The organism is Saccharopolyspora sp. MMCC62 (genome assembly GCF_057736575.1).
On record NZ_JBYKCM010000017.1, the window covers coordinates 1 to 22,674 of the forward strand.

Annotated in this window: 20 protein-coding genes; 6 read left to right on the forward strand and 14 right to left on the reverse strand. The window is 73.2% G+C overall.

Annotated elements, in window-relative coordinates; genetic code table 11:
* Window positions 1-105: 105 nt before the first annotated feature.
* From AC29IT_RS27585 to AC29IT_RS27615, 7 genes are all read right to left on the reverse strand, one after another.
* Window positions 106-2,592 carry a PQQ-dependent sugar dehydrogenase gene (locus AC29IT_RS27585; protein WP_488220611.1) on the reverse strand — a complete coding sequence of 829 codons (2,487 nt, stop codon included), beginning with the start codon at window positions 2,590-2,592 and terminating at the stop codon, window positions 106-108.
* A 121-nt stretch (window positions 2,593-2,713) separates the two neighbouring features.
* On the reverse strand, window positions 2,714-3,760 hold the full coding sequence (locus tag AC29IT_RS27590; RefSeq protein WP_488220612.1) for a substrate-binding domain-containing protein: 1,047 nt from the start codon (window positions 3,758-3,760) through the stop codon (window positions 2,714-2,716).
* A gap of 27 nt (window positions 3,761-3,787) precedes the next feature.
* On the reverse strand, window positions 3,788-4,786 hold the full coding sequence (locus AC29IT_RS27595; RefSeq protein WP_358437309.1) for an ABC transporter permease: 999 nt from the start codon (window positions 4,784-4,786) through the stop codon (window positions 3,788-3,790).
* On the reverse strand, window positions 4,783-6,291 hold the full coding sequence (locus tag AC29IT_RS27600; RefSeq protein ID WP_488220613.1) for a sugar ABC transporter ATP-binding protein: 1,509 nt from the start codon (window positions 6,289-6,291) through the stop codon (window positions 4,783-4,785). Before AC29IT_RS27600 ends, AC29IT_RS27595 begins: the two co-directional genes overlap by 4 nt.
* The gene (locus tag AC29IT_RS27605) at window positions 6,288-7,436 is read right to left on the reverse strand and encodes a Gfo/Idh/MocA family protein (RefSeq protein ID WP_358437304.1); all 1,149 of its coding nucleotides are present in this window, start codon (window positions 7,434-7,436) and stop codon (window positions 6,288-6,290) included. The genes AC29IT_RS27600 and AC29IT_RS27605 overlap by 4 nt, the downstream gene beginning before the upstream one ends.
* Before the next feature lie 106 nt (window positions 7,437-7,542).
* Entirely contained in the window at window positions 7,543-8,727 is a 1,185-nt protein-coding gene (locus AC29IT_RS27610; RefSeq protein WP_488220614.1) for an ROK family protein, read from the reverse strand.
* A 437-nt stretch (window positions 8,728-9,164) separates the two neighbouring features.
* Window positions 9,165-10,172: a sugar phosphate isomerase/epimerase family protein gene (locus AC29IT_RS27615; protein WP_488220615.1), complete on the reverse strand. Its 1,008-nt coding sequence runs from the start codon at window positions 10,170-10,172 to the stop codon at window positions 9,165-9,167.
* Between the two features lie 497 nt (window positions 10,173-10,669).
* On the opposite strand from AC29IT_RS27615, the gene AC29IT_RS27620 reads away from it, so the two are divergent.
* Both AC29IT_RS27620 and AC29IT_RS27625 read left to right on the forward strand, forming a co-directional pair.
* On the forward strand, window positions 10,670-11,446 hold the full coding sequence (locus AC29IT_RS27620; RefSeq protein ID WP_358437296.1) for a GIDE domain-containing protein: 777 nt from the start codon (window positions 10,670-10,672) through the stop codon (window positions 11,444-11,446).
* 61 nt (window positions 11,447-11,507) lie between these two features.
* Window positions 11,508-12,287: an isocitrate lyase/PEP mutase family protein gene (locus AC29IT_RS27625; protein WP_488220616.1), complete on the forward strand. Its 780-nt coding sequence runs from the start codon at window positions 11,508-11,510 to the stop codon at window positions 12,285-12,287.
* 51 nt (window positions 12,288-12,338) lie between these two features.
* Here the strand turns inward: AC29IT_RS27625 and AC29IT_RS27630 are convergent, their stop codons facing one another.
* Genes AC29IT_RS27630 through AC29IT_RS27660 form a run of 7 tightly spaced genes read right to left on the reverse strand, consistent with a single transcriptional unit; the run spans window position 12,339 to window position 19,254 of the window.
* Window positions 12,339-13,154, reverse strand: coding sequence for an N-acyl homoserine lactonase family protein (locus AC29IT_RS27630; RefSeq protein ID WP_488220617.1), 816 nt, complete (start codon window positions 13,152-13,154; stop codon window positions 12,339-12,341).
* The gene (locus AC29IT_RS27635; RefSeq protein ID WP_358437288.1) at window positions 13,151-14,308 is read right to left on the reverse strand and encodes a zinc-binding dehydrogenase; all 1,158 of its coding nucleotides are present in this window, start codon (window positions 14,306-14,308) and stop codon (window positions 13,151-13,153) included. The genes AC29IT_RS27630 and AC29IT_RS27635 overlap by 4 nt, the downstream gene beginning before the upstream one ends.
* Window positions 14,305-15,711 carry an MFS transporter gene (locus AC29IT_RS27640; RefSeq protein WP_488220618.1) on the reverse strand — a complete coding sequence of 469 codons (1,407 nt, stop codon included), beginning with the start codon at window positions 15,709-15,711 and terminating at the stop codon, window positions 14,305-14,307. Before AC29IT_RS27640 ends, AC29IT_RS27635 begins: the two co-directional genes overlap by 4 nt.
* Window positions 15,712-15,750: 39 nt before the next feature.
* Window positions 15,751-16,248: a flavin reductase family protein gene (locus AC29IT_RS27645; protein WP_488220619.1), complete on the reverse strand. Its 498-nt coding sequence runs from the start codon at window positions 16,246-16,248 to the stop codon at window positions 15,751-15,753.
* Complete coding sequence (locus tag AC29IT_RS27650; protein WP_488220620.1) at window positions 16,245-16,559, reverse strand: DUF4387 domain-containing protein; 315 nt, start codon at window positions 16,557-16,559, stop codon at window positions 16,245-16,247. The genes AC29IT_RS27645 and AC29IT_RS27650 overlap by 4 nt, the downstream gene beginning before the upstream one ends.
* Complete coding sequence (locus tag AC29IT_RS27655) at window positions 16,556-17,908, reverse strand: acyclic terpene utilization AtuA family protein (RefSeq protein WP_488220621.1); 1,353 nt, start codon at window positions 17,906-17,908, stop codon at window positions 16,556-16,558. Before AC29IT_RS27655 ends, AC29IT_RS27650 begins: the two co-directional genes overlap by 4 nt.
* Window positions 17,905-19,254 (reverse strand): NtaA/DmoA family FMN-dependent monooxygenase, encoded by a 1,350-nt coding sequence (locus AC29IT_RS27660; protein ID WP_358437278.1) that lies wholly within the window; start codon window positions 19,252-19,254, stop codon window positions 17,905-17,907. The genes AC29IT_RS27655 and AC29IT_RS27660 overlap by 4 nt, the downstream gene beginning before the upstream one ends.
* A 98-nt stretch (window positions 19,255-19,352) precedes the next feature.
* On the opposite strand from AC29IT_RS27660, the gene AC29IT_RS27665 reads away from it, so the two are divergent.
* The 4 genes from AC29IT_RS27665 (at window position 19,353) to AC29IT_RS27680 (ending at window position 22,472) form a co-directional block, all read left to right on the forward strand.
* Complete coding sequence (locus tag AC29IT_RS27665; protein ID WP_488220622.1) at window positions 19,353-20,189, forward strand: IclR family transcriptional regulator; 837 nt, start codon at window positions 19,353-19,355, stop codon at window positions 20,187-20,189.
* A gap of 119 nt (window positions 20,190-20,308) precedes the next feature.
* Entirely contained in the window at window positions 20,309-21,370 is a 1,062-nt protein-coding gene (locus AC29IT_RS27670; protein WP_488220623.1) for a beta family protein, read from the forward strand.
* Window positions 21,371-21,495: 125 nt separating this feature from the next.
* Complete coding sequence (locus AC29IT_RS27675; protein WP_358437271.1) at window positions 21,496-21,837, forward strand: PadR family transcriptional regulator; 342 nt, start codon at window positions 21,496-21,498, stop codon at window positions 21,835-21,837.
* Window positions 21,838-21,839: 2 nt separating this feature from the next.
* Window positions 21,840-22,472: an HAAS signaling domain-containing protein gene (locus AC29IT_RS27680; RefSeq protein ID WP_488220624.1), complete on the forward strand. Its 633-nt coding sequence runs from the start codon at window positions 21,840-21,842 to the stop codon at window positions 22,470-22,472.
* The last annotated feature ends 202 nt before the right edge of the window (window positions 22,473-22,674 follow it).

The following is a 22,674-nucleotide window of genomic DNA, read 5'->3' on the forward strand; positions in this document are numbered from 1 at the left end:
CTAACACCCCCAGGCCGGGGCTCCCCGGCCGGGCGGGGGCCCCCAGCTGGTCCCCTCCGGGAGCTGGGGGGGGGGGGGCCGCGCGGGCGGCCACCGCCACGCTGATCAACGGTCGCCGCGCGCCCGCGCCGACGGGTCGTCCGGCGGCACGGGCCGGGACACGCCGTCCCCGGTGAACCGCACCTCGTCGAGCGCGAACAGCTCGGCGCCGTCGCCGCGGAACACGAAGAACAGGGCACCCGAACCGCCCGGGTCGAGCACCGGAGCCGACGGCACGTCCACGTGCTCGCCACCGGTGCCCGCGATCTCGACGGTCTGCAGCAGTTCCCCGTCCGCGGAACCGGCCCGCACCTCGATCACCCCGCCGTCCCCGGCCGCCGCTACGCGGTAGCCGATGCGGTCGACCCCGGTCAGGTCCACCGGGTCGAACGAGATCCAGTCGCCGTCGTCGACGGCGCCGACCTCGCTGCCGCCCGCCGCGTCCGGGTTCGCCACGACCTCGACGCCGTCGGCCTCGCTGAAGAACTCGGCCTGCTTCTCCTTGGGCTGCAGCACGACCCGGCCGGTACCGGTCACCGGCGGCAGGCCTTCGGCACCGCCGTCGGTGTAGTCGGCGGTGAGCACGCCGAACAGGTCGGCGTCGAGCCCGTGGCCCTCGTCGGCCGGGGTCTCGATGACGCCTTCGCAGCCGCGTTCCTCCTTGAGCGGGTGCGCGTGCGTGTCGTGGCCGAGCGCGTAGCCGACGGCGACCCGGGAGCAGTCGATCTGCTCGTCCTCGGCGTCGGTGACGCTCACCCGGAACGGCACCTCCTCGCCGAAGGCGAACACCCCGCCGTCGGGCGGGAGTTCCACGTGCACCTGCGGCGGCGTGTTGCCGACGACGATCTGCACGCTGGCGTACCCGGTCCGGCCGGTCTCATCGGTGACGGCGAGCTTCGCGGTGTGCGCGCCGCGCTCCTCGTAGGTGAACGACACCGGCCCGGGTTCGGTCGAGTCCACCTCGCCGTCGTCGGTGAAGTCCCAGGCGTAGCTCAGCTCCCCGCCGTCGGGGTCCGCGGTGCCAGCCGGGTCGAAGGTGACCGCCAGCGGCGCCTCCCCGGCGGAGGTGACGTCCGCGGCGAGCCGCGGGCGCGGCGTCTTCGCGTCGGGGCTGTGCTCGATGCGGTACAGCGCCGAATCGTCCGCGCCGCCGAAGTAGCTGGAGCCGTAGTCGAGCACGTACAGCGCGCCGTCCGGACCGAACTCGACGTTCATCGGCCGCACCAGGTCCATCGAGTCGAAGAACGGCCGGATCGCCGCCAGCTCCCCGTCCTTCCCGACCTCGAACTCCTTGATCCAGCCGCGGTCCCACTCGTAGTGGAACACCTTCCCGTCGTAGCGCTCCGGGAACTTCAGCGGCTCGTCCAGGTCCGGGTCGAAGTGGTACACCGGCCCGCCCATCGGCGATTCCGATCCCTCGCCGAGTTCGGGGACCGAGTCGTCGTCGTAGGGCAGCCACGCGGGTTGCGCGGGCGGCAGGTCGACGAGCCCGGTGTTGTGCGGGCTCTCGTTGCGGGGTGCCGCGCAGTCGAACGGCTCGCCGGATTCTCCGGTGGCGAAGTCGTGGTCGATGAACGGTTCGTTGTCGCCGATGCAGTACGGCCAGCCCAGGTTCTGCGGTTCCCGGATCAGGTCGTACTCGACGATGCCCGCGGGTCCGCGGTCCGGGTCGGCGGCGCCCGCGTCGGGTCCGTACTCGCCGAGGTGGATCCAGCCGGTGCGCTCGTCGACGGCGAACCGGAACGGGTTGCGCAGGCCCATCGCGTAGATCTCGGGCCGGGTGCGGTCGGTCCCGGCCGGGAACAGGTTGCCGTCCGGGACGGTGTAGGTGCCGTCCGGTTCGACGTGGATGCGCAGGATCTTGCCGCGCAGGTCGTTGGTGTTGCCCGCGGAGCGCTGCGCGTCGAAGGCGGGGTTGCGCTCGGGCCGTTCGTCGATCGGCGCGAAACCGTCCGAGGAGAACGGGTTGGTGTCGTCCCCAGTGGACAGGTACAGGTTCCCGTCCGCGTCGAAGTCGATCTCGCCCCCGGCGTGGCAGCAGGTGCCGCGGTTCGCCGGGACGCGCAGGATCTCCTGCCCGGCGTCGAGGTCGAGCGTGCCGTCGTCGGCGAGCGGGAACCGGGTCAGCGAGTTGTGCCCGTCGAACGGCGCGAAGTCCGCTGCGGTCCCCTCTTCGGGGGCGTCGCCCTCCGGGGTGTCCAGCCGCGGCGCGTAGTACAGGTACACCCACCGGTTCGCCGCGAAGTCCGGGTCCACGGCGATGCCCTGCAACCCGTCCTCGTCGTGGTTGTAGACGGGCAGGTGCGCGGCGAGCGTGGTGGTGGCGTCGGGCGTGGTGAGGAAGACGTCGCCGTCGCGGGAGGTGTGCAGCACGCGCCGGTCGGGCAGCACGGCCAGCGCCATCGGCTCGCCCAGCTTGGTCTCACCACTGGCGAGCGTGATCTGGTCGAACGCCGCGTCCGCCGGTGGTCCGGCGGTGGCGGGCGGGATGGTCAGGGCGGCCGCGGTCACGGCCGCGAAGGTCGCGCAGGCGACCGATCTGGGTAATCGCACCGGGAGGCTCCTCATCGTTCGCGGTCCCGGCGGCGGTGCCGGGACGGGTCGGGTGGTTCGCCCGGTGGCGGTGCGGAAGCCGCCGGACGTCGGGAATTCCGGTTCACCGGAGGGTTTTCGCTCACGAGGCAAAGCCGACGTCGAGGTACTGGTCGACGTTCGCCCGGGTCACCACGGCCGAGTAGGTGGTGATGGTGCGGGGGATCTCGTGCTCGGCCAGGTCGGACATCCCGCGCGCCTGGCCGAGCAGCCGGGCCAGCGAGATCGCCGAGGAGCACATCGACGGGTTGTAGAGGACCGTCGCCTGCACCACGCCGTCCCCGGCCTTGATGCGGTCCATCATGTTGCGCGAACCGGCGCCGCCGACGAGGAAGAAGTCGTCGCGCCCGGCGGCCTGCACCGCGGCGAGCACGCCGATGCCCTGGTCGTCGTCGTGGTTCCACACCGCGTCCAGCCGTGCCGCGGCCTGCAGCAGGTTCGTCGCCTGCCGCTCCCCGGATTCGGCGGTGAAGTCGGCGGCGACCCGGCGCGCCACCCGGATGCCGTGCCGGGCGAGCCCGTCCCGGAACCCGGCGCTGCGCTCCTGGGTGAGCGGCAGCGAGTCGGTGCCCGCGATCTCGGCGACGACCGGGTCGGTGACGCCGCGGCGCCCCAGTTCGGCGGCGATGTGCTCGGCGGCGTTGACGCCCATGCCGTGGTTGTCCCCGCCGATCCACACCCGGTAGGCGTCGGCGGAGTCGAAGACGCGGTCCACGTTGACCACCGGGATGCCGGCGCGGGTGGCCCGGCGCGCCACGTCGGTGAGCGCCTTGCCGTCGGTGGGCAGGATCACCAGCACGTCGACCTGTTCGTTGATCAGCGTCTCGACCTGGGCGATCTGCTGGTTGACGTCGCTGCTGCCCTCGGTGGGGCGGAACATGACGTCCGGCAGCGCTTCGGCCTGCGCGCGGGCGTTGGTGGTCATGGCGGCCATCCAGCCGTGGTCGGCGGCGGGCGCGGAGAACCCGATGGTCACCGGGGCGCCGGGGGCCGCGCCGTCGCCTCCGGCGGCGACGGCGGCCGGTCGTTGCTGCTGCGGCGGATCGTTCGCGAGGCATCCGGTCAGCAGCGCGGTCGCGCCGAGTGCGCCGGTGCCGAACAGGAATCCACGACGAGGAGTTGCGGACATGGCGGTCTCCGGGAGGCGAGGAGGGATTCAGCGGAGTGCGGTGCCGCGGCGCCGCGTGCGGGCCTGCAGCAGCACGGCGAGCACGATGATCGCGCCCTTGACGATGTTCTGAACGTCGGTTTCGAGGTTGTTGAGCGTGAACACGTTGCTCAACGTCGTGAAGATCAGCACCCCGATCACGGTGCCGGTCATGCTGCCGCGCCCACCGGCGAGCAGCGTGCCGCCGATGACGACGGCGGCGATCGCGTCCAGCTCGTAGTACAGGCCGTTGGTGGACGCCCCGGAGGTCGTGCGCGCCACCACCATGATCGCGGCGATGGCGCAGCAGAACCCGGCGAGCGCGTACACCAGGGCGAGGTGGCGCCGCACGTCGATCCCCGCGAGCCGCGCCGCTTCGGCGTTGCCGCCGACGGCCAGCGTGCGCCGCCCGAACGTGGTCCGGTTGAGCAGCGTCCAGCCGCCCGCGAACACGGCGGCGAAGATCCAGATCAGCACCGGCACGCCCAGCAGGTCGGCCTGGAACGCGGCGCCGAACGCCGGGACCTCGACGACCTGCGTCTGCCTGCCGCTGATCCGCTCGGCCAGGCCGCGCGCGGAGGCCATCATCGCCAGCGTCGCGATGAACGGCACCACCCGCCCGTAGGCGACGAGCAGCCCGTTGACCAGCCCGCACCCGGTGCCGACGAGCAGCGCGCAGCCGACCATCGCGAACGCCCCGTACGACTGGGTGGCCCAGGTGGTCATCCACACGCTGCTCAGCGCGACCATCGAGCCGACGGACAGGTCGATGCCGCCCGCCGAGATCACGAAGGTCATGCCGATGCTGACCACGCCGATCGCGGCGGCCAGCCGCAGCACGGTGGAGATGTTGCCCTCGGTCAGGAACGCGTCCGGCCGGGTGGCGTAGCCGACCGCGCACAGTCCGACGAGGACGAACACCAGCGCGGTCAGCCGGATGTCGGCGCGCGCCCACCAGCGGGTCAGCCGGGAGGGGCGGGTCGGGGTGGTGCGAGCCTGCTCGGTCATCGCGCACCCTCCACGACGAGGTCCAGCACGTCGGATTCGGTGAGTTCGGCGGCGTCGGCGGTGCGCACCGCGGTGCCGTCGCGCAGCACCAGCACCCGGTCGGCCAGCGCCAGCACCTCTGGGAGGTCGCTGGAGACGACCACCACCGCGAGGCCGTCGGCGGCGAGCGCCCGCACCAGCGCGTACAGCTCGGCGCGCGCCCCGACGTCGACGCCGCGGGTCGGTTCGTCCAGCAGCAGCGCGCGGCAGCCGCGCAGCACCCACCGGCCGATGACGGCCTTCTGCTGGTTGCCGCCGGAGAACGCGCCGATCGGCCGGTGCGGGTCGCCGGGCCGCAGCTGGAGGCGGTCCACCACCTGCCGGGTCGCGGCGATCTCCGCGGCGCGGTCGGTGAACCCGAACCGGCTGAACCGGGCCAGCGCGGCGAGGGTGACGTTCGCGGCCAGCGGCAGCTGCGGGAGCAGCGCCTGGCTCTTGCGCTCCTCGGGGGTGAGGCCGATGCCGGCCGCCACGGCCGCCGGGACGGAACCGGGCCGCACCCGGCGCCCGTCGACCCGCACCTCACCGGAATCCGGTGTCCTGGCGCCGAAAACGGTCTCCAGCAGTTCGCTGCGACCGCAGCCGACGAGCCCGGCGAGACCGACGATCTCGCCCGCGTGCGCGGTGAAGCTCACGTCCGCGAACTCACCGCGGCGCCCGAGCCCGCGCACCTCCAGCACCGGCCGTTCGGTGGCGGTGCCGCCCGCGGCTTCGACCTCCGGTGGCGCGCCGCCGGTCATGAGGGCGACGAGTTCGCCGGTGGTCACCTCCGCCACCGGGAGCCCGGCGGCGACGGTGGCGCCGTCCTTGATGACGGTCACGCGGTCGGCGATGCGGCGGATCTCGGCCATGCGGTGCGAGATGTAGACGACGGCGACGCCGTCGGCGGTGAGTTCGCCGATGACGCGGAACAGGTTGTCCACCTCGCCGGCGGACAGCGCGGCGGTGGGCTCGTCCAGCACGATCAGCCGCGCCTCGTACCGCAGTGCCCTGGCCAGCGACACGAGCTGCCGCGCCGCCGCGGGCAGGTTCCCGACCTCCCCGTCCGGGTCGATCTCCGGATGTCCCAGCCGGGTCAGCAGCCGGGTCGCCCCGGCGCGCGCCCGGCCGCGGCGGATGAACCCGGCGAGGGCGGGCTCGTCGCCGAGGAAGATGTTCTCGGCGACGCTCAACCCCGGCACCAGGTCCAGTTCCTGGTGCACGGCGGCGATGCCGCGCCGCAGCGCGCCCGCCGGGGAGCCGGGCGCGAAGTCCGTGCCGAGCCATCGGATCGTGCCGCCGTCCGCCGGGTGCGCACCGGCCAGCACCTTGATCAGCGTGGACTTCCCGGCGCCGTTCTGCCCGAGCAGGCAGTGCACCTCGCCCGCGCGGACCCGCAGGTCCACCCCGTCCAGGGCGCGCACGCCCGGGAACTCTTTCACGATGCCGGACATCACCAGCGCCTCGGCCGTCCACGGCTGCGTCATCTGGCCCCTCCGACCGGTATCCACCTGCTGTGGTCGGCAGCGCTGCGCTGCACCGCGTCGAGCACCCGCTGCACCCGCAGCCCGGCGGCGAAGTCCGGGCTGGGCGCGGTGCCGTCGCCGATGGCGGTGACGAAGTCCCGCAGCTGGTGGGTGAAGGTGTGCTCGTAGCCGAGCACGTGGCCCGGTGGGTACCAGGCCCGCAGGTACGGGTGGTCGGCTTCGGTCGCGAGGATGCGGCGGAACCCCGCGGTGGCCGCGTCCTCGGTGGCGTCGTAGAAGGACAGCTCGTTCATCGACTCGAAGTCGAACGCGAGGCTGCCCGCGCTGCCGTTGATCTCGATGCGCAGCCCGTTCTTGCGGCCCGCGGCGTACCGGGTCGCTTCGAAGGTGCCGAGCGCGCCCTCGCCGAACCGGGCGGTGAACATCGTCGCGTCGTCCACGGTGACCGGTCCGGTCCGGTCGGCGCCCGCGTCGAGGGGACGTTCGGCGACGAAGGTGTCGACGAGGCCGCAGACGCTGACGACGTCGTCGCCGAGCAGGTACTGCGCGAGGTCCACCAGGTGCGCGCCGAGGTCGCCGAGCGCCCCGGAACCGGCCCGTTCGGCCTGCAGCCGCCAGGTGAGCGGGGCCTGCGGGTCGAGCAGCCAGTCCTGCAGGTACTGCGCCCGCACGTGCCGGATGCGCCCCAGCCTGCCCTGCTCGATGAGCGTGCGGGCCAGTGCGAGGGCGGGCACCCGCCGGTAGTTGAACCCGACCATCGCCCGGATCCCCCGCTGCTGGGCGCGTTCCGCCGCCTCGGTCATGGCGACGGCTTCGGCGACGGAGTTCGCCAGCGGCTTCTCGCACAGCACGTGCTTGCCCGCTTCCAGGGCGCGGATCGCGATCTCGGCGTGGCTGTCGCCCGGGGTGCAGATGTCGACTACGTGCACGTCGTCGCGGACCAGCACGGACTTCCAGTCGTCGCTGTCCTCCCGCCAGCCGAGCCGGGCGGCGGCGTGGTGCACGGCGTCCTTGCGGCGGCCGCACAGCACCACCATCTCGGGGCGGGCGGGGAGGTCGAAGACCCGGCCCACGGTCCGCCACGCCTGCGAGTGGACCACTCCCATGAAGGCGTGACCCACCAGGGCGACACCGAGTGCGTTCATCCCGTCCTCCTGTCGTGCGCGGTGCATTCCGGAGCGGTTCGCGTAGCGGGTGGTGCTGCGGGAGCTCGGTGGGCTCCGCGCCGGTGGATCCGCCGGGGCGCCCCGGTCACGGTGCGGCGGCGCCGCCGATCACGTGGTCGCTGATCAGCCCGGCCGCGCCGACGACGCCGGCGTGTTCGCCGAGTTCGGACAGCGCGATCGGGAGGCTGCTGGTGGCCAGCGGGGTGGACCGCCGGTAGAGCTCGCTGCGCACTTCGGCCAGCAGCGGGTGCCCGAGCCCGGCCACTCCCCCGCCGACGACGATCATCGCGGGGTTCGCGAAGTTGACGAGCCCCGCCAGCACCTGCCCGAGCCGCCTGGCCCCGTCGCGCACCAGGCCGAGCGCCAGCGGGTCGCCGTGGCGCATCGCGGTTCCCACGTCGTGCGCGGTGAGCACCTCGCGGCCGGCGAGGAGTTCCCGCAGCCCCGGTGATTCGCCGCTGCGTGCCAACGCGGTCGCGTCCCTGGCCAGCGCGGCGCCGCTGAACCACGCCTCCAGGCACCCGGTCCGCCCGCAGCCGCACACCGGTCCGCTGTCGCGCACCGCGATGTGCCCGATGTCGCCCGCGCTGCCGTTGCTGCCGCGCAGCACCCGGTTGCCGGTGATGATGCCGCAGCCGATGCCGGTGCCGATCTTGACGAACAGGAAGTCCGGCACCGACCGGCCCAGCCCCCGGTACATCTCGCCGAGCGCCATCAGGTTCACGTCGTTGTCCACCAGCACCGGCGCGTCCAGGCGCCGCGCGAAGTACTCGCGCACCGGATAGCGGTCCCACCCGGGCATGATCGGCGGTGCGACGGTGAAGCCGTCCCGGAAGCTCACCGGCCCGGGCAGCCCGACGCCCGCCCCGTGCAGGTCCGGCAGGTGCCCGGCGGCCCGGAGCTCGTCGATCATGTCGGCGGCGCGGCCGAGGACGACGTCCGGACCGTCCTTGATGTCGATGCCTTCGCTGGTGTGCGCGACCAGGTCCAGCAGCCCGTCGGTGATCCCGACGTCCAGCGAGGTCGCGCCGATGTCGACGCCGACGAAGCGCAGCCGCCCGGACAGCTGCACCAGCCCGGAGCGCCGCCCGCCCTGCGAGACGGCCTTCCCGGCGCGTTCGACGAAGCCGAGCTCGTGCAGCCGGGAGAGCTCCTGCCCGATCTTCGAGCGGGACAGCGACACCTGCGCGGCGAGTTCGGCGGCGGCCTGGGCACCGTTGAACCGCAGCGACGTCAGCAGGCGGGCTTGGTGTGCGTTCTCCGGTTGCACCGACTACCCCACTTCTTGCGCGGAGCGTACGAAGTCCGTCACAGAGTAGGCGAACGGTTTCTCCTGCGGTCAAGGAAGATTCCGCGATGTCCCCCGGATGTTCGCTGCCCGATCGGCCGCAGCCTGCCGCGTCCGTTCGGGCGCTCGTCGCGGAATCCGGAATGCTGCGCGACGAACGCGCGATCCCGCTCCGGAGTTCTTGCACAGTCCACAATGGACTAGCTCGGACGCTGCGGGAACACCGCCCCGAGCCGCCGATCGCGGACCAGCGGGCCACCCTCCATCGCGCCGAACCGCCGCAGCGCCGAAGGCCCCCTCCCCGACTGGGCCGAACGCACATTTCCACACAAACCGGACATCGGTTCCGGTGACGTCCTCCCGAACGGCGAACGGCGCCGCCGTCGAGGTGACGGCGGCGCCGGTGCTCCGCGAACGGACTACTTCTCGGTGCTGAACGCGGCGTCGAAGGCGACCTCGGGCGGTTCGATCGCCGCCAGCTTCCGCACGAACGCGAGCGCGTCCGGCGCCCCCAGCATCCGGTCCATGCCCGCGTCCTCCCACTCCACCGAGATCGGGCCGGAATAGCCGATCGCGTTGAGCCCGCGGAAGATCGGCTCCCACGGCACGTCCCCGTGTCCGGTGGAGACGAAGTCCCAGCCGCGCCGCGGATCGGCCCACGGCAGGTGCGAACCGAGGCGGCCGTTGCGCCCGTTGAACTGCTTCACCGACTCCTTGCAGTCCACGTGGTAGATCCGGTCCTGGAAGTCCCACAGGAACGTCACCGGGTCCAGGTCCTGCCAGAGGAAGTGGCTCGGGTCGAAGTTCAGCCCGAACGCGGGCCGGTGCCCGATCGCCTCCAGCGCGCGGCGCGTCGTCCAGTAGTCGTAGGCGATCTCGCTCGGGTGGACCTCGTGCGCGAACCGCACCCCCACCTCGTCGAACACGTCCAGGATCGGGTTCCACCGCGTGGCGAAGTCGGCGTAACCGCGCTCCACCATCTCCGGCGGCACCGGCGGGAACATCGCCACGGTGTGCCAGATGGACGAGCCGGTGAACCCGACGACGGTCGACACCCCGAGCTTCGCCGCGGCCCGCGCCGTGTCCTTCAGCTCCTCCGCCGCGCGGGTGCGCACGCCCTCCGGTGCACCGTCCCCCCAGATGCGGGACGGCAGGATGCCGCGGTGCCGCTCGTCGATCGGGTGGTCGCACACCGCCTGCCCCACCAGGTGGTTCGACAGCGTCCACACCTTCAGCCCGTGCGCGTCGAGGAGGTCCAGCCTCCCTTGCACGTAGTCGTCCTCGGCCAGCGCCCGGTCCACCTCGAAGTGATCTCCGGAGCAGGCGATCTCCAGCCCGTCGTAGCCCCAGCCGGCGGCCAGCCGGCACACCTCCTCGAACGGCAGGTCGGCCCACTGGCCGGTGAACAACGTGACGGGTCTCGGCATCGTGATCTCCCTTGCTCGACGGCGGGGAAGGAACACCCACCGGGGCCGCCTCGCGGCGGAGTCGGTCCACATCGGACCGTTGCGGCGCACCACATCCCCGGGACGACGCCCATCTTGGAGCAGCCGACGGACTCGCACCAGGGGCGGCATGGTCGAGCACCCACGTGCGCTCCGGGCCGGTGCACCCGTCGAGCGAGAACCGGCCCGAACGCCTCCACTGCCGGATCCCCCGATCCGACCTCGTGGACAACAGTGCGAGGTGTCGATCTCGGCGCCGCCGCACCCCTCGACCAGCCCCGCGCCGAGAGTTCGGTCGCGCGCAGTGCACGGCCGATCACCTTCGGTGAACGAGTGAACCGATCGCCGAACCGGTGCCGGGCCGCCGACGAGGATCGTCGAGAATCCAGTGCTGCAGGGGAACTTCCGATCCGCGCCCGCCGGTGCGGATCGGTGACGACCTCCGACCGCGAGGTGGGGGCGAAGGGCGGGAGCGGGACATGTGGCTGGTGGGATTGGTCGTGGTGGCCTTGGCGGTCGCCGGGTTCTTCTGGATGCGCCGCACCCGCAGCGAACTGCACGCGATGATCGGCACCGAGACCTCCACCATCGACGAGCTGGAGGAACTGCGGCGCATCTCCGATGAGCTCGGCGCCCGCGGCGGGTTCCGCAGGACCGCCGAGGTCGTCGGCGCCGCCCACCCCCGCCCCGAAGGCCTGCTCACCTCGGCGCTCAGCGAATCGCCGTGCGTCTGGTACCGCTACCAGGTGGAACGCGTCTACGAGGAGGTCGAGCAGCGCGATGGCCGGACCCGGCGGGTCCGCAAGACCGAAACGGTCTCCGAGCACACCTCCGAAGAGGGCTACGCGCTGATCGACGAGCAGGGCCGCACCATCGGGATCGCCCCGGCGGGCACGAAACCCGAGGGCGTCGAGCAGTCGGTCGAGCGGTTCGAACCGCACGGCGGCGGTGGCGGCGGATTCGGCTTCCAGCTCGGCGGGTTCAGCTTCGGCAACCAGAACTCCACGATCGGGATGCGCTACAAGGAGTGGCTGATCCGCCCCGGCACCCGGCTCTACACCCTCGGCGAGGTGCACGACGCCATCGGCCCGCTGGTGCTCGGCAAGCCGCAGGAGAAGGGGCACTTCATCATCGCCGCCAAGACCGAGCAGCAGCTGCGGGACGAGCGCACCAAGCGCCACCGGCTGCTGGCCATCGGCGTCCCCGTCGCGTTCGTCGCGGGCACCGCCCTCACCATCTTCGACCTGGTGCGCTGATCCGCGCAGGTCACCGCACCGACGGCTGCGCTCGGCCGAGCAGGGGAATAGGTTGATCCACATGGCATCGACCGTTGAGAAGGCCGCACGGCTGCAGGAACTGCACGCGGCACCCGAACTGCTGCTCGTCGTCAACGCGTGGGACGCGATCACCGCGAAGGTGGTGGCCGAGACGCCGGGCACGAAGGCGCTGGCCACCCCGAGCCACGGCATCGCCGCCTCCCGCGGCTACCCCGACGGGGAACGGATCCCCCGCGACGAGATGATCGCCGAGGTCGGGCTGATCGTCCGCGTCGCCGGGGACCTGCCGGTGACCGCGGACCTGGAGGCCGGGTACGGCGACCCGGGCGGCACCATCGCCCGCGCCATCGACGTAGGCGCCGTCGGCGCGAACCTCGAAGACCAGATGAAACCGCTGGACGAGTCGGTGCGGGCCGTGGCGGCCGCGGTGTCCGCCGCGCGCTCGGCCGGGGTGGACTTCGTGCTCAACGCGCGCACCGACGCGTTCCTCAAGGCGGGCGACCGCGATCCGGCGGCGGTGCTCGACGAGGCGATCACCCGGGGGCGGGCGTACCTGGACGCGGGGGCGTCGAACGTCTTCGTGCCCGGCAAGCTCACCGAGGAGCAGATCTCCCGGCTCGTCGCGGAACTGGGCGAGCGCAAGGTGAACATCATCGGCGTGCCCGGTTCGGTGCCGCTGGAGACCGCGCAGCGGCTCGGCGTGTCCCGGGTGTCCTACGGCCCGTGGAGCCAGAACGTGGCGCTGACCGCGCTGGCCGAGCTCACCGAGGACGTCTACGCCGGTGGCGGTCTCCCCGAAGGCACCCGCAAGCTCAACTGACGTCCCCGGTGAGTGGCCCATTCGCCCGTTCCTGTTGGGCGGGTGGGCCGCTCACCTCGCTGGATGCGGGGCGGGGTCGACGTCGAGGCGGCGGATCAGCGGGTCCGCCGGGTCCGCCGGCGGGTAGCGGTGCGAGACGGCCGGGTCGTGGCCGGGCACCACGTGGTCCGGGCCGTCGGCGAGCTCGTCGAGCCGCTGCGAGGTGTCGCAGTACTCGTCGCTGCGCACCACCACCGAGAACGGCGCACCCGCAGCCGACTCCCCGCCGACCCGGTTGTCCAGGTAGTGCCGCGCGTCGGAGGCGAGCACCACGTGCCCGCGCGCGGTCGGCACCCGCACCGCCTGGCAGCCCGGGGTGTGCCCGGCCGCCGGGTGCGCGGTGATGCCGGGCGCCACTTCGTACTCGCCCTCCCGCAACCGCACCCGGCCCTGGTGCAGCAGCGCGACCACCTCGCACACGTTCGCCGGATCGTAGGGGCGGCGCAGGAACCGGTGCTGCATCGACGGCCCGGTCGCGTAGGCCAGTTCGGCCCGCGCGACGTGGAAGGTCGCGCCGGGGAACGCACCGAGGTTCCCGGCGTGGTCCCAGTGCAGGTGGGTGAGCACCACGTCGGTGATCGCGGCCGGATCGATCCCGAGGCGGCGCACCGAATCCGCCGGGTTCCGCTCGTAGTCGAGGCCGCGCGCGGTCGCCTCGTCGGCGCCCACGTCGATCAGCACCGCCCGTTCCGCGGAGACGGCGAGCCAGCAGAAGCAGTGCAGCGACTGGTCGGTCTCGGGGTAGCGGAACCCGGGCGTGGGCGCGTAGTTCTCCGGTGCGGTCCGCGGGCCGACGCCGTAGCGCAGCGCGTACAGCTCGTAGGTCATCGCGCGGTGCCCTCCTCGGTCAGGTCGACGACGATGCGGCCGGGGTACCCGGCGTGCAGCTGCGCCATCCCCGCGCCGATCTCGGCCAGCCGGATCGAGCCGTCCCCGGCGAGCCGGTCCACCGGCAGCCGACCGGCGCGGTGCAGCTCGGCGAACCGGGGCACGTCGCGCTGCGGTGATCCGGAACCGAGGTAGCTGCCCGCGACGGTGATGTCGTGCGCGACGAGCTCGGCGGGCGGCACCGGCCAGCGCGCCGCCGGGTTCGCCAGCCCGACCGTGGTGAGCCGTCCGCCGCGGCGCAGGCAGCGGTACGCCGAGTCCACGGCCGGTACGGCCCCGGCGGCCTCGATGGCGTGCCGCACCCCGCCGCCGGTGAGCTCGCGGATCGCCGCGATGCTCGCCTCGTCGGCGGGGAACACGTGGTCCGCGCCGAGCTCCCGGGCCCGCGCCCGGTTCGCCTCGTGCAGGTCGACGGCGATGATCGGTGCGGCGCCGACGGCCCGCAGCCCCAGCACCGCGGCCAGCCCCACCCCGCCGCAGCCGAACACCGCCGCCGATTCGCCGAGCCCGACCCGCGCCGAGTGGCAGACCGCGCCGACGCCGGTACTCACCGCGCAGCCCAGCAGCGCCGCGCTGCGCAGGTCGGTGCCGCGCGGCACCGGGATCACCGAGTCCGCGTCGACCACCGCCCGGGTCGCGAACGCGGAGACCCCGAGGTGGTGGTGGATCGGCGAGCCGTCCGCCGCGCGCAGCCGCCGCCCGCCGCCGGCCAGCTCACCGGCCCCGTTCGCGGCGTGCGCGCGGGAGCACAGCACCGGCCGGCCTTCCCGGCAGAACTCGCAGCGCCCGCACGCGGCGACGTAGGTGAACACCACCGGGTCGCCGGGCCGCACCGAGCTCACCGCGCGCCCGGTGCTCGCCACCACCCCGGCCGCCTCGTGGCCCAGCACCATCGGCAGCGGCCGCGGGCGGTCGCCGGTGAGCACCGACAGGTCGGAGTGGCACAGCGACGCGAAGTGCACGTCCACCAGCACTTCCCCGTCGCCCGGTTCGTCCAGCAGCACCTGCTCGGCGGCCAGCCGCCCGAAGTCCGGTGCGGCGCCGGGTTCGCCACCGGGCCCGCGCAGCACGGCGGCGGTGATCGTCGAGGTCATGCGCGTTCCTCCGCGAGTTCGTCGTCGACGGTGTCGGTGAGGCGGCGGCCGGTGGTCCGCTCGCCGAAGGTGAACAGCACCAGACCCTGGCACAGGATGAACAGCGCCGCGGCGAGGAACGCGCCGCTGAACCCGAACACGGCGAACACCGCCGCGATGAGCACCCCGTTGACGGTGCCCGCGAGCCGCCCCATCCCGTTGGCCAGCCCGGCCCCGGCGCCGCGCAGCGCGGTCGGGAACACCTCCGGCAGGTAGCTGTAGAGCACGGCGGTGTTGGTCTGCAGCAGCAGGGTCGCGAGGAATCCGCCGAGCACCACCAGCCACAGCTGCTGGCCGACGGCGAACAGCCCGATCGCGGCGGCGCTGCTCGCGGCCAGCACCAGGCTGACGGTCTTGCGCTCCCAGCGGTCCGCGACGAGGGTGCCCGCCAGCGCCCCGGCGAACGGGGCGATCGCGAAGACGGTGGTGATGGTCAGCGTCGTCTCGTGGCTGTAGCCCTGCTCGACCAGCAGCGTCGGCACCCACGCGTTGAACCCGTAGAACCCGAGGATGTGGAACACCATCACCATCGAGGTGACGGTGGTGGTGCGACGGGTGCGGCCGCGGAACAGGGCCGCGAGCGGGGCGCGGTCCGGGCCGCGGTCCGGGGCGGCAGTGCGGGCGACGTCCTGTTCGGCGGCGCGGACCACGTCCTGGTCGGGGGCGAGCCCGGCCTCCCGCTCCAGCCGGGCGATGATCCGCTCCGCTTCGGCCTCCCGGTCCTGCACCAGCAGCCAGCGGGCCGATTCGGGCAGCGCGAACCAGGCCACGGCGGCGGGCACCAGGCCGACGGCCGCGACCACGAACATCCACCGCCAGGACGAGTCGCCCAGCGGCACCAGCAGCCGGGCGGCGCCTGCGATGAACGGCACGCCCAGCAGCCCGATCCCGAGCATCAGCGCCTGGATCCGCCCGCGCCGCCGCTGCGGGAACATCTCGGCGATGTAGACGATGAGCACCCCGGTCACGGCCTGCACCCCCAGTCCGCTGAGCAGCCGGAACACGCCGAGCAGCGCGAAGTTCGGCGCGAGCGCGCACAGCAGCGAGGCCGCCGCGTAGAACACCGTCGCCCCGATCACGACGCGCCTGCGACCGAACCGGTCGGCGAGGCGTCCCCCGGCGAGTGCCCCGGCGAACATGCCGAGGAACGACAGCGAGGTGAGGTGGCCGATCTGCTGCACCGACAGGCCCCACTGCTCGCGGATCGCGGGCGCCGCGTAGGACAGCACGTTCAGGTCGGCCAGGTCGGCGATGAACAGGGCGCCGAGCAGCACCATCCAGGTGCGGTGCGAGCGGGTGGTGTGCGGTAGCCGGTCCAGGCGGGCGACCAGCAGGTTCCGGTCGGATGCGGTGGTGCCGTCCATGACTCTCCTTTGAGCACGGGACTGCGGCGCGGGGCGGGGTCAGCCGGGTAGCAGCGATCGGTAGGTGCCGCCGTGGAACACGAGCGGTTCGGCATCGGCGGCGATGCCGGTGGCCAGCACCCGCAGCAGCACGATGCGGTGATCCCCGGCGGGCAGTTCGTCGTGCGGGGTGCACTCGAACCAGGCGGCGGCGTCCTCGACGAGGACCGCGCCGCGGTCGGTGGTGCTCCAGCGCACCCCGGCGAACCGGTCGGCGCCGCGCGCGGCGAGCCTGCGGCTGAGCTCGCCCTGCCGGGCGCCGAGCACGCTCAGCCCGAGACCCGGCAACCCGGCCAGCCGTGGCCAGGTGGTGGAGGTGCGCTGCACGCACACCGACACCAGCGGCGGGTCCAGCGACACGGAGGTGAAGCTGCTGGCGGCCATGCCGACCGGTTCGCCGTCCAGCCCGCACACCGCGAGCACCCCGGCGGGCACCGTGCCGAACACCTCCCGCAGCGCGGTGGTGTCCCGCACCGGGTGCAGCGGCGGGCCGCTCATGCGGGCACCTCCAGGTCGAGCAGCGGCGCGTGCTGCTGGGCGCCGAAGGTGTCCCGCTCCCCCGCGCCGCCCTGGGCGCCCGGCCGGACCAGCGTGAGCTTGAAGGCGAGCGCGGGCGCGAAGAACGTGCACACCCGCACCTGGTCGACGCTCGTGCGGTAGAGCGCGGCGAGCCGTTCCGGGGTGAGCACGCCGCTGTCGCGCACCCGCGCGAACACGGCCTCGTCGGAGAACATCACGTCGAAGGTGATCTCGTACGGCCCGGCGTTCTTGCTGCGGACCACTTTCGCCAGTTCGCGCAGCGCGGTCATGCGCCGACCTCCTCGCGCACCACGGCGTGCTCGATGCCCTCGGCGTCCACCAGGTGGTAGAGGCTGAACGCGCACACCGGTCCGATCGGGTTGTCCAGCGGGGTCAGCGGCAACGCCAGGTTCCCGGCGGTGGCCAGCTGTCCCGGGTAGTTCAGGTGCAGCACCCCGACCCGCGCGCTGGTGCAGATGGCCTTCGCCAGTTCCGGAGTGGGCGCGACGGCTTCGCCGAGCACGCCGACCTCGTGGCCCGGCACGGGATGCGGCTCGCGGTCGCCCATCACCGCGTCCCGGCCGTAGACGTGGAAGCGCACCGACGCGGTCCCGGCGGCCAGTTCCGGGTGCAGTTCGGCGGTCTCCGCCTCGACGCGGGCGAGGAAGTCGTCGAGCTGTCCGATGAGGACCGGGTCGTGGATGCCGCCGATGAACGTGCAGCGGTGTCCGGTGATCTTGGCGCCTTCCAGCTTGAGCAGCCGCCGCTCGGTGGGTTCGAACCGGCTGCCGCGGACTCGCACGGTGCGCTCGTCGAGCTGCTCGTAGTCGCAGCCGCTCACGTCGAGCACTCCGCCGGGCCCGGCGAGCAGGTCGGGCCTGCTGTTCTCGTAGAGGGTGTGCGCGGCCACCGACAGCGGGGTGCAGCGCTGCTCGGGCCCCATCGGCCGGATGTCGAAGGAGTCGGCGCGGGCGGTGGCCACCGCGCCGCCGCCCTTCGGTTCCGCGCACACCCCGCCGCATTCCAGGATCTTCCCGAGGTGCCAGGCGATTCCGGGTTCGACCCCGCGCGGCACGAGGAAGGCCGCGTACGGCGCGGGATCGTAGGCCCGCCCGGCGACGACGACGTCCACCGGTTCGGACAGCGCCTCCTCGAAGGGTTCGGCGCCGATCTGCGCCACCACCGCGACCGTGTCGTCCACATCGGACTCGGTGGGCCGTTCGCCGCGCACGTTCGGCTCGATCCGGCCCTGCGCCAGCCGATCCCGCACCAGTTCGTGCGGCACCTGCGAGTAGATCGCCGCCACGCGCAGCGAGATGCCCTGTTCGGCGGCGATGCGGCCCAGCAGCGCCACCATGCCGTCGACCTGCTCGTCGGTGCCCGCGCCGCCCGCCGAGCCGATGAGCAGCGGGATCCGGTACCGGTGCACGGCGCGCACCATGGGGCGCAGGTCGCGCAGGTAGGACTCCTCGGTGACCAGGGTGTGCCCGAGCCCCAGCATGGACGGGCCCGGATCGGTCGACCCGGAGTCGACGACGATGGCGTCCACGCCCTCCGCCACGCACGCGTCGAAGTCCGCCTCCCGGTAGCCGTAGCCGAGCATGCCGACCGGCGACAGCACGGTGAACTCGCCGCTCATGCCACCGCCCCGTCCGCCGCCGGGAGCCCGAGGTTGCCGCGCAGCGTCGTGGCCGCGTAGTCCGGGCGGACCAAGCCGCGCCGCCGCAGTTCCGGGGTGACGAGCCGGGAGAAGTCGTCGTAGCTGCCGGGCACCGAGGCGGCGGCGAGGACGAACCCGTCCCCGCAGGTGCCGTGCAGCTCCTCCAGCCGGTCGGCGACGACCTCCGGGGTGCCCGACACGATCTCGGCCTCCCGCAGCCGCCCGCGGCCGGAGAACTCCACGAAGTCCCGCACCGACGGGTTCTCCTTGCCGCTCAACGTGATCACGCGGTCGCGCAGCCCCTGGTAGGACATGGCGCGCAGTTCCGCGGCGGTGAACGGCTCCTCGTAGGGGCGGGCGCCGAAGTCGGTGTTGAGCGCCTCGCACAGCAGCGCCAGCCCGTCCTCGTCGCGGGCGAGGCCTTCCAGCATCTCCTGCTTGCGCCGCACGAGCTCCGGGGTCTCCGCGGTCACCACGTTGATCAGCGGGGCGATCACCACCGAGTCCGGGTCGCGGCCCGCGTCCGCGATGCCCTGGCGCAGCCGGGTGTAGGTGCGGCTGCCGGATTCGACGTTCGCGAAGTGGGTGAAGATGACGTCGGCCCAGCGCGCCGCGAACTCCTGGCCGCGCCCGCTGGCCCCGGCCTGCAACAGCACCGGCCTGCCCTGCGGGGAGCGCGGCACGGGGAACGTGCCGTGCGAGGTGAAGAACCGGCCGTCGTGGTCGAGCCGGTGCACCTTCGCCGGGTCGGCGAACTCGCCGCTGCGCTTGTCGACGAGCAGCGCGTCCGGTTCCCACGTGTCCCACATGCGCGTGACGATGTCGACGAACTCGTCGGCGCGCTCGTAGCGCAGGTCGTGGTCGAGGTGCTCGGTGCGGCCGAAGTTCGCCGCCTCCGAATCGTTCAGCGAGGTCACGATGTTCCACCCGGTGCGCCCGCCGGTCATCAGGTCGGCGGTGGCGAAGTGCCGGGCGATGTGGAACGGCTCGTAGTACGTCGTCGAGTAGGTGGCGGCGACGCCGAGGTGCCGGGTGGCCATCGCCATCGCCAGCATCACCACCGTCGGGTCCATCTTGACCGAGCGGATCCCGTGCCGGACGGCGAGTTCGTGGTCGCCCCGGTAGATGTCGGGCATCGCCAGCCGGTCGTCGAAGAAGGCGAGGTCGAAGCCGCCGTCCTCCAAGGTGCGGGCGATGCGGGTGAAGTAGTCCGCGGTGAGGAAGTCGCTCGCCGAGCCGGGCGCGCGCCACGACCCGACGTAGTTGGAGCAGTTCTGCGCCTGGAGGAACGCGATCAGCGCCATGCTCCGCGGTGAGCTCGTCATCAGCACTCCTGGGTTCGCCGTGCCGGTTTCGCACCGCCGGCCGCGGGCGGCCGGTGGTTCCACAGCGTCGGCGAGCCGTGGCAGCATCTCCAAGCGGAGTGGCAGCATCTGCAACCAACGGGGGTGGCGGGATGGGCGAGGAGCTGTCCGGACCGGCGCGCGTGCTGCACGTGCTCGAAGCGCTGGCCGGGCTCGAACAACCGGCGAACCTGGACGTGGTGGCGGCCGAGGCCGGGCTGGGCAAGTCGAAGGCCTACCGCTCGCTGCGGGTGCTGCAGGAGGAGGGCTACGTCGACCACGTCGGCCGCAGCGGTTACCGCATCGGGAGCCGCGCGGTGGCGCTGTCCTCGCTGATCGGGCCGCGTCCGGCGCTGCTGCGGCTGGCCCGGCCCACGATGGCCCGGCTGGCGGCGGAGGCCGCGGAGACCACCCACCTGCACCTGCGCAGCGGCACCCACCGGGTGGTGATCCTCTCCGAGGACCCGCCGCGCAACCCGGAACGCCAGGGCGGCACCGTCGGCGAGCGCTCACCGCTGACCTCGGGGTGCGGGGGCACGTCGATCCTGGCGTTCCTGCCGCCGGAGCAGGCCCGCGAAGTGCTGCGCAGCGCCGGGACGCCGAAGCCCCGCGGGTTGCGGGCGCGGCTGTCCCGCATCCGCGACACCGGTTTCGCGCTGTCGTTCAGCGACAACCACCCGGCGCTGAACGGGATCGCCGCGCCGCTGTTCGACCCGGAGGACGGCGCCCCGATCGGTTCGATCTCCATCGCCGGACACGAGAGCCGCCTGCCGGAGCGGGCGCTGCTGCGCCTGGTCGACCCGCTGCGCGCGGCCTGCGCGGACCTGGCGCCCCGGCTGGCGGCGTTCCTCGGCCCGAACTCCTCCACCCGGCTGGCGAAGCTCGACGTCACCGTGCAGAACCTGCTGCCCGGCTGAGCGAACCGCCCACCCGGCCCCGCGCCGCCGGACGTCACGCTCGCGGCGGATGCCGCGCGGTGATCGAGCTGCTTGGCTGGGTGGGGCTGATGGCTTCGCCGTCGACGGAGGGAGCGTCGGTGACCACCTCCGGGGAGTTCGGCGCGCTGGTCGTGCTGCGCGCGAAGCAGGGCGAGTTCGCCGCGCTGCACGCCGTGGACGGGCGGGCGGACGTCGAGTGCCTGCAGCCGCTGCTCGAGTTCGTCCCGAACGGGACGGCACCGGCGGGTCAGCTGGACGAGGTGGAGGCGGTGGCGCGGCGGCTGCACGGACTCGGCCGCGCGATCATGGTCGACGCCGCCGAGGTGGCCGGCGCATCCGGGTTCGGCCCAGGTCCGGCGGGCGCGCTCGGGGAGCTGGCCGACCGGCTGGCACACCCGGTGGACCTGTTCGACGAGCAGGTGCCGGTTCCCTTCGTCCCAGTCGTCCGCGATGCCGCGACCGACGCCGAGCTCGCCGGGCTCGGCCGCCTCTGCCACGAGCTCGGCGCGGGTGGCGCGCTGCGGATCCGGACGGCCGCGGCGGAGCGGGTGGGGCTGCTGCTCGACCGGCTGCGGGTCGAGCCGGGCGAACTCGATCTCATCGTCGATCTCGGCTACCTGCCGGAGCTGCCCGCGCGGGTCGTCGAGCGGGCCGCCGCCGCGGTCGACGTCGCCGCCGGGTGCGGGCCGTTCCGCTCGGTCAGCGTGCTGAGCGGCTCCATCCCCCGGTCGCTCGACCGCACCTCGCTCTGGGCGCAGCCGCGAGTCGAGGAGCGGCTGTGGCGGGCACTGGCAGAGGACGGGCGCAGCGGCCTCCGCTTCGGCGACTACGGCGTCGCGCATCCGGTGATCGGCGACTCGTGGGGTGGCAAGCACGTCGCCCTCCGGTACTCCTGCCCGGACCACTGGCTGTACTCGCGGGAACGGCTACCGGTTCCGGACGGCGCAGCGGAAGCGGAGGGCGGACGGGCGCGCACCGTGCGGTCGGTGTGCCGGAACCTCGTCGAATCCGACGAGTACGCGGGTCCCGACTTCTCCTGGGGCGACCGGAACATCCTCGATGCCGCCGAAGGCCGGGGCAGCGGGCTCGGCGCGACGAGCAAGCCGCCCGCGTTCGCGACGTCGCACCACCTCGCCTACTTGGCCGACCGCGCCGCGTAGCAGAACTCCGGCCGTGCGCTCACCAGCGGCGAGTCCGATGTGGACGATCCGATTCGCCGCCGCTCCAGCGCACCCGGGCCGGGCCGGCTTTGCGCTCCGCCGATCTTGCCGGTACCTTGCGTGGCATGGTTCTAGACGAGAGCGGCGTGCTCACCCACTTGCGCCGCGGGGTGCTGGAGTACTGCATCCTCGCGATGATCGACGTCGAGCCGCTGTACGGCCTCGAGATCGCGCGCAGGCTCGGCGAGCACGACATCCTGCTGCAGAGCGAGGGGACGCTGTACCCGCTGCTCGCGCGCCTCCGGCGGCAGGGCCTCGTGGAGACCAGCCAGGTGAAGTCCACCTCCGGCCCGCCGCGCCGCTACTACGCGCTCACCGCGGAGGGCCGCACGGCGCTGGCCACCTTCCGCACCACCTGGTCCAGCTTCCGCAGCGCAGTCGATTCCGCCATGACAGGAGAACAATGATCATGACCAAGACCCACTCCCGCGTGCACGCATACCTGGACGAGCTGAACGACCTGCTGCGCGACGCGCCCGCATCGGTCCGCCGCGACGTGATCGCCGGCGTGCACGAGCACTTCGAGGCCACCGTCGGTCCGGACGCGGACGCGGCCACCGTCGACGACGCCATCGAACGCATGGGCACCCCCGAGCAGGTCGCCGCGGAGGCGGGCGTCGAGCCCGGTCGCGCACAGGCCACCCGGCAGGGTTCCGTGCTCGCCGCCGCGCTGGCCTGCCTCGCCCTGGCCGGTGCCTGCTCGCTCACCTACCTCATCGGCGGTCTCATGGCGCTGTCCGCGGGCTTCGACGCCGACGCCGACTGGGAGATCAACGGGGCCACCGCGGCCGCCACCATCGTGCTCTCGTTCGCGGCCTGGCTCTGCGGCACGATCCTCGTGGCCGTGAACCGCTCCTGGTCCCGGCGGCAGAAGGCGCTGCTGATCGCCTCCTGGCCGGCGGCCCTGGTCCTCTCCGAGCTCTGCACCCTGCCCACCGGACCGGTGTTCCTGGTCAACGTGCTCAGCTTCGTCGTCCAGGGCGTCATCGGGGTCCTCTTCGCCGTCGCCATCGCCAAGCTCTGGTTCGCGACGCGGCGCTGACGGGCGGTCCGGACACCTCGGACGGCAGCGGTGCGGCCCTCGATCTCCACCGCGGGCCGCACCGGACCGAGCACGCAGCCCGGCCGCCCGGGCGGACGAAGCCGGATCCCGGTCACGTCACCTCTGCTTCGACCGATCCGCTTCCTCGCCCGCCGCACCGGGTTCGGCCCTGGCCGGGCACGTCCGCGAACCCACCGCGCCG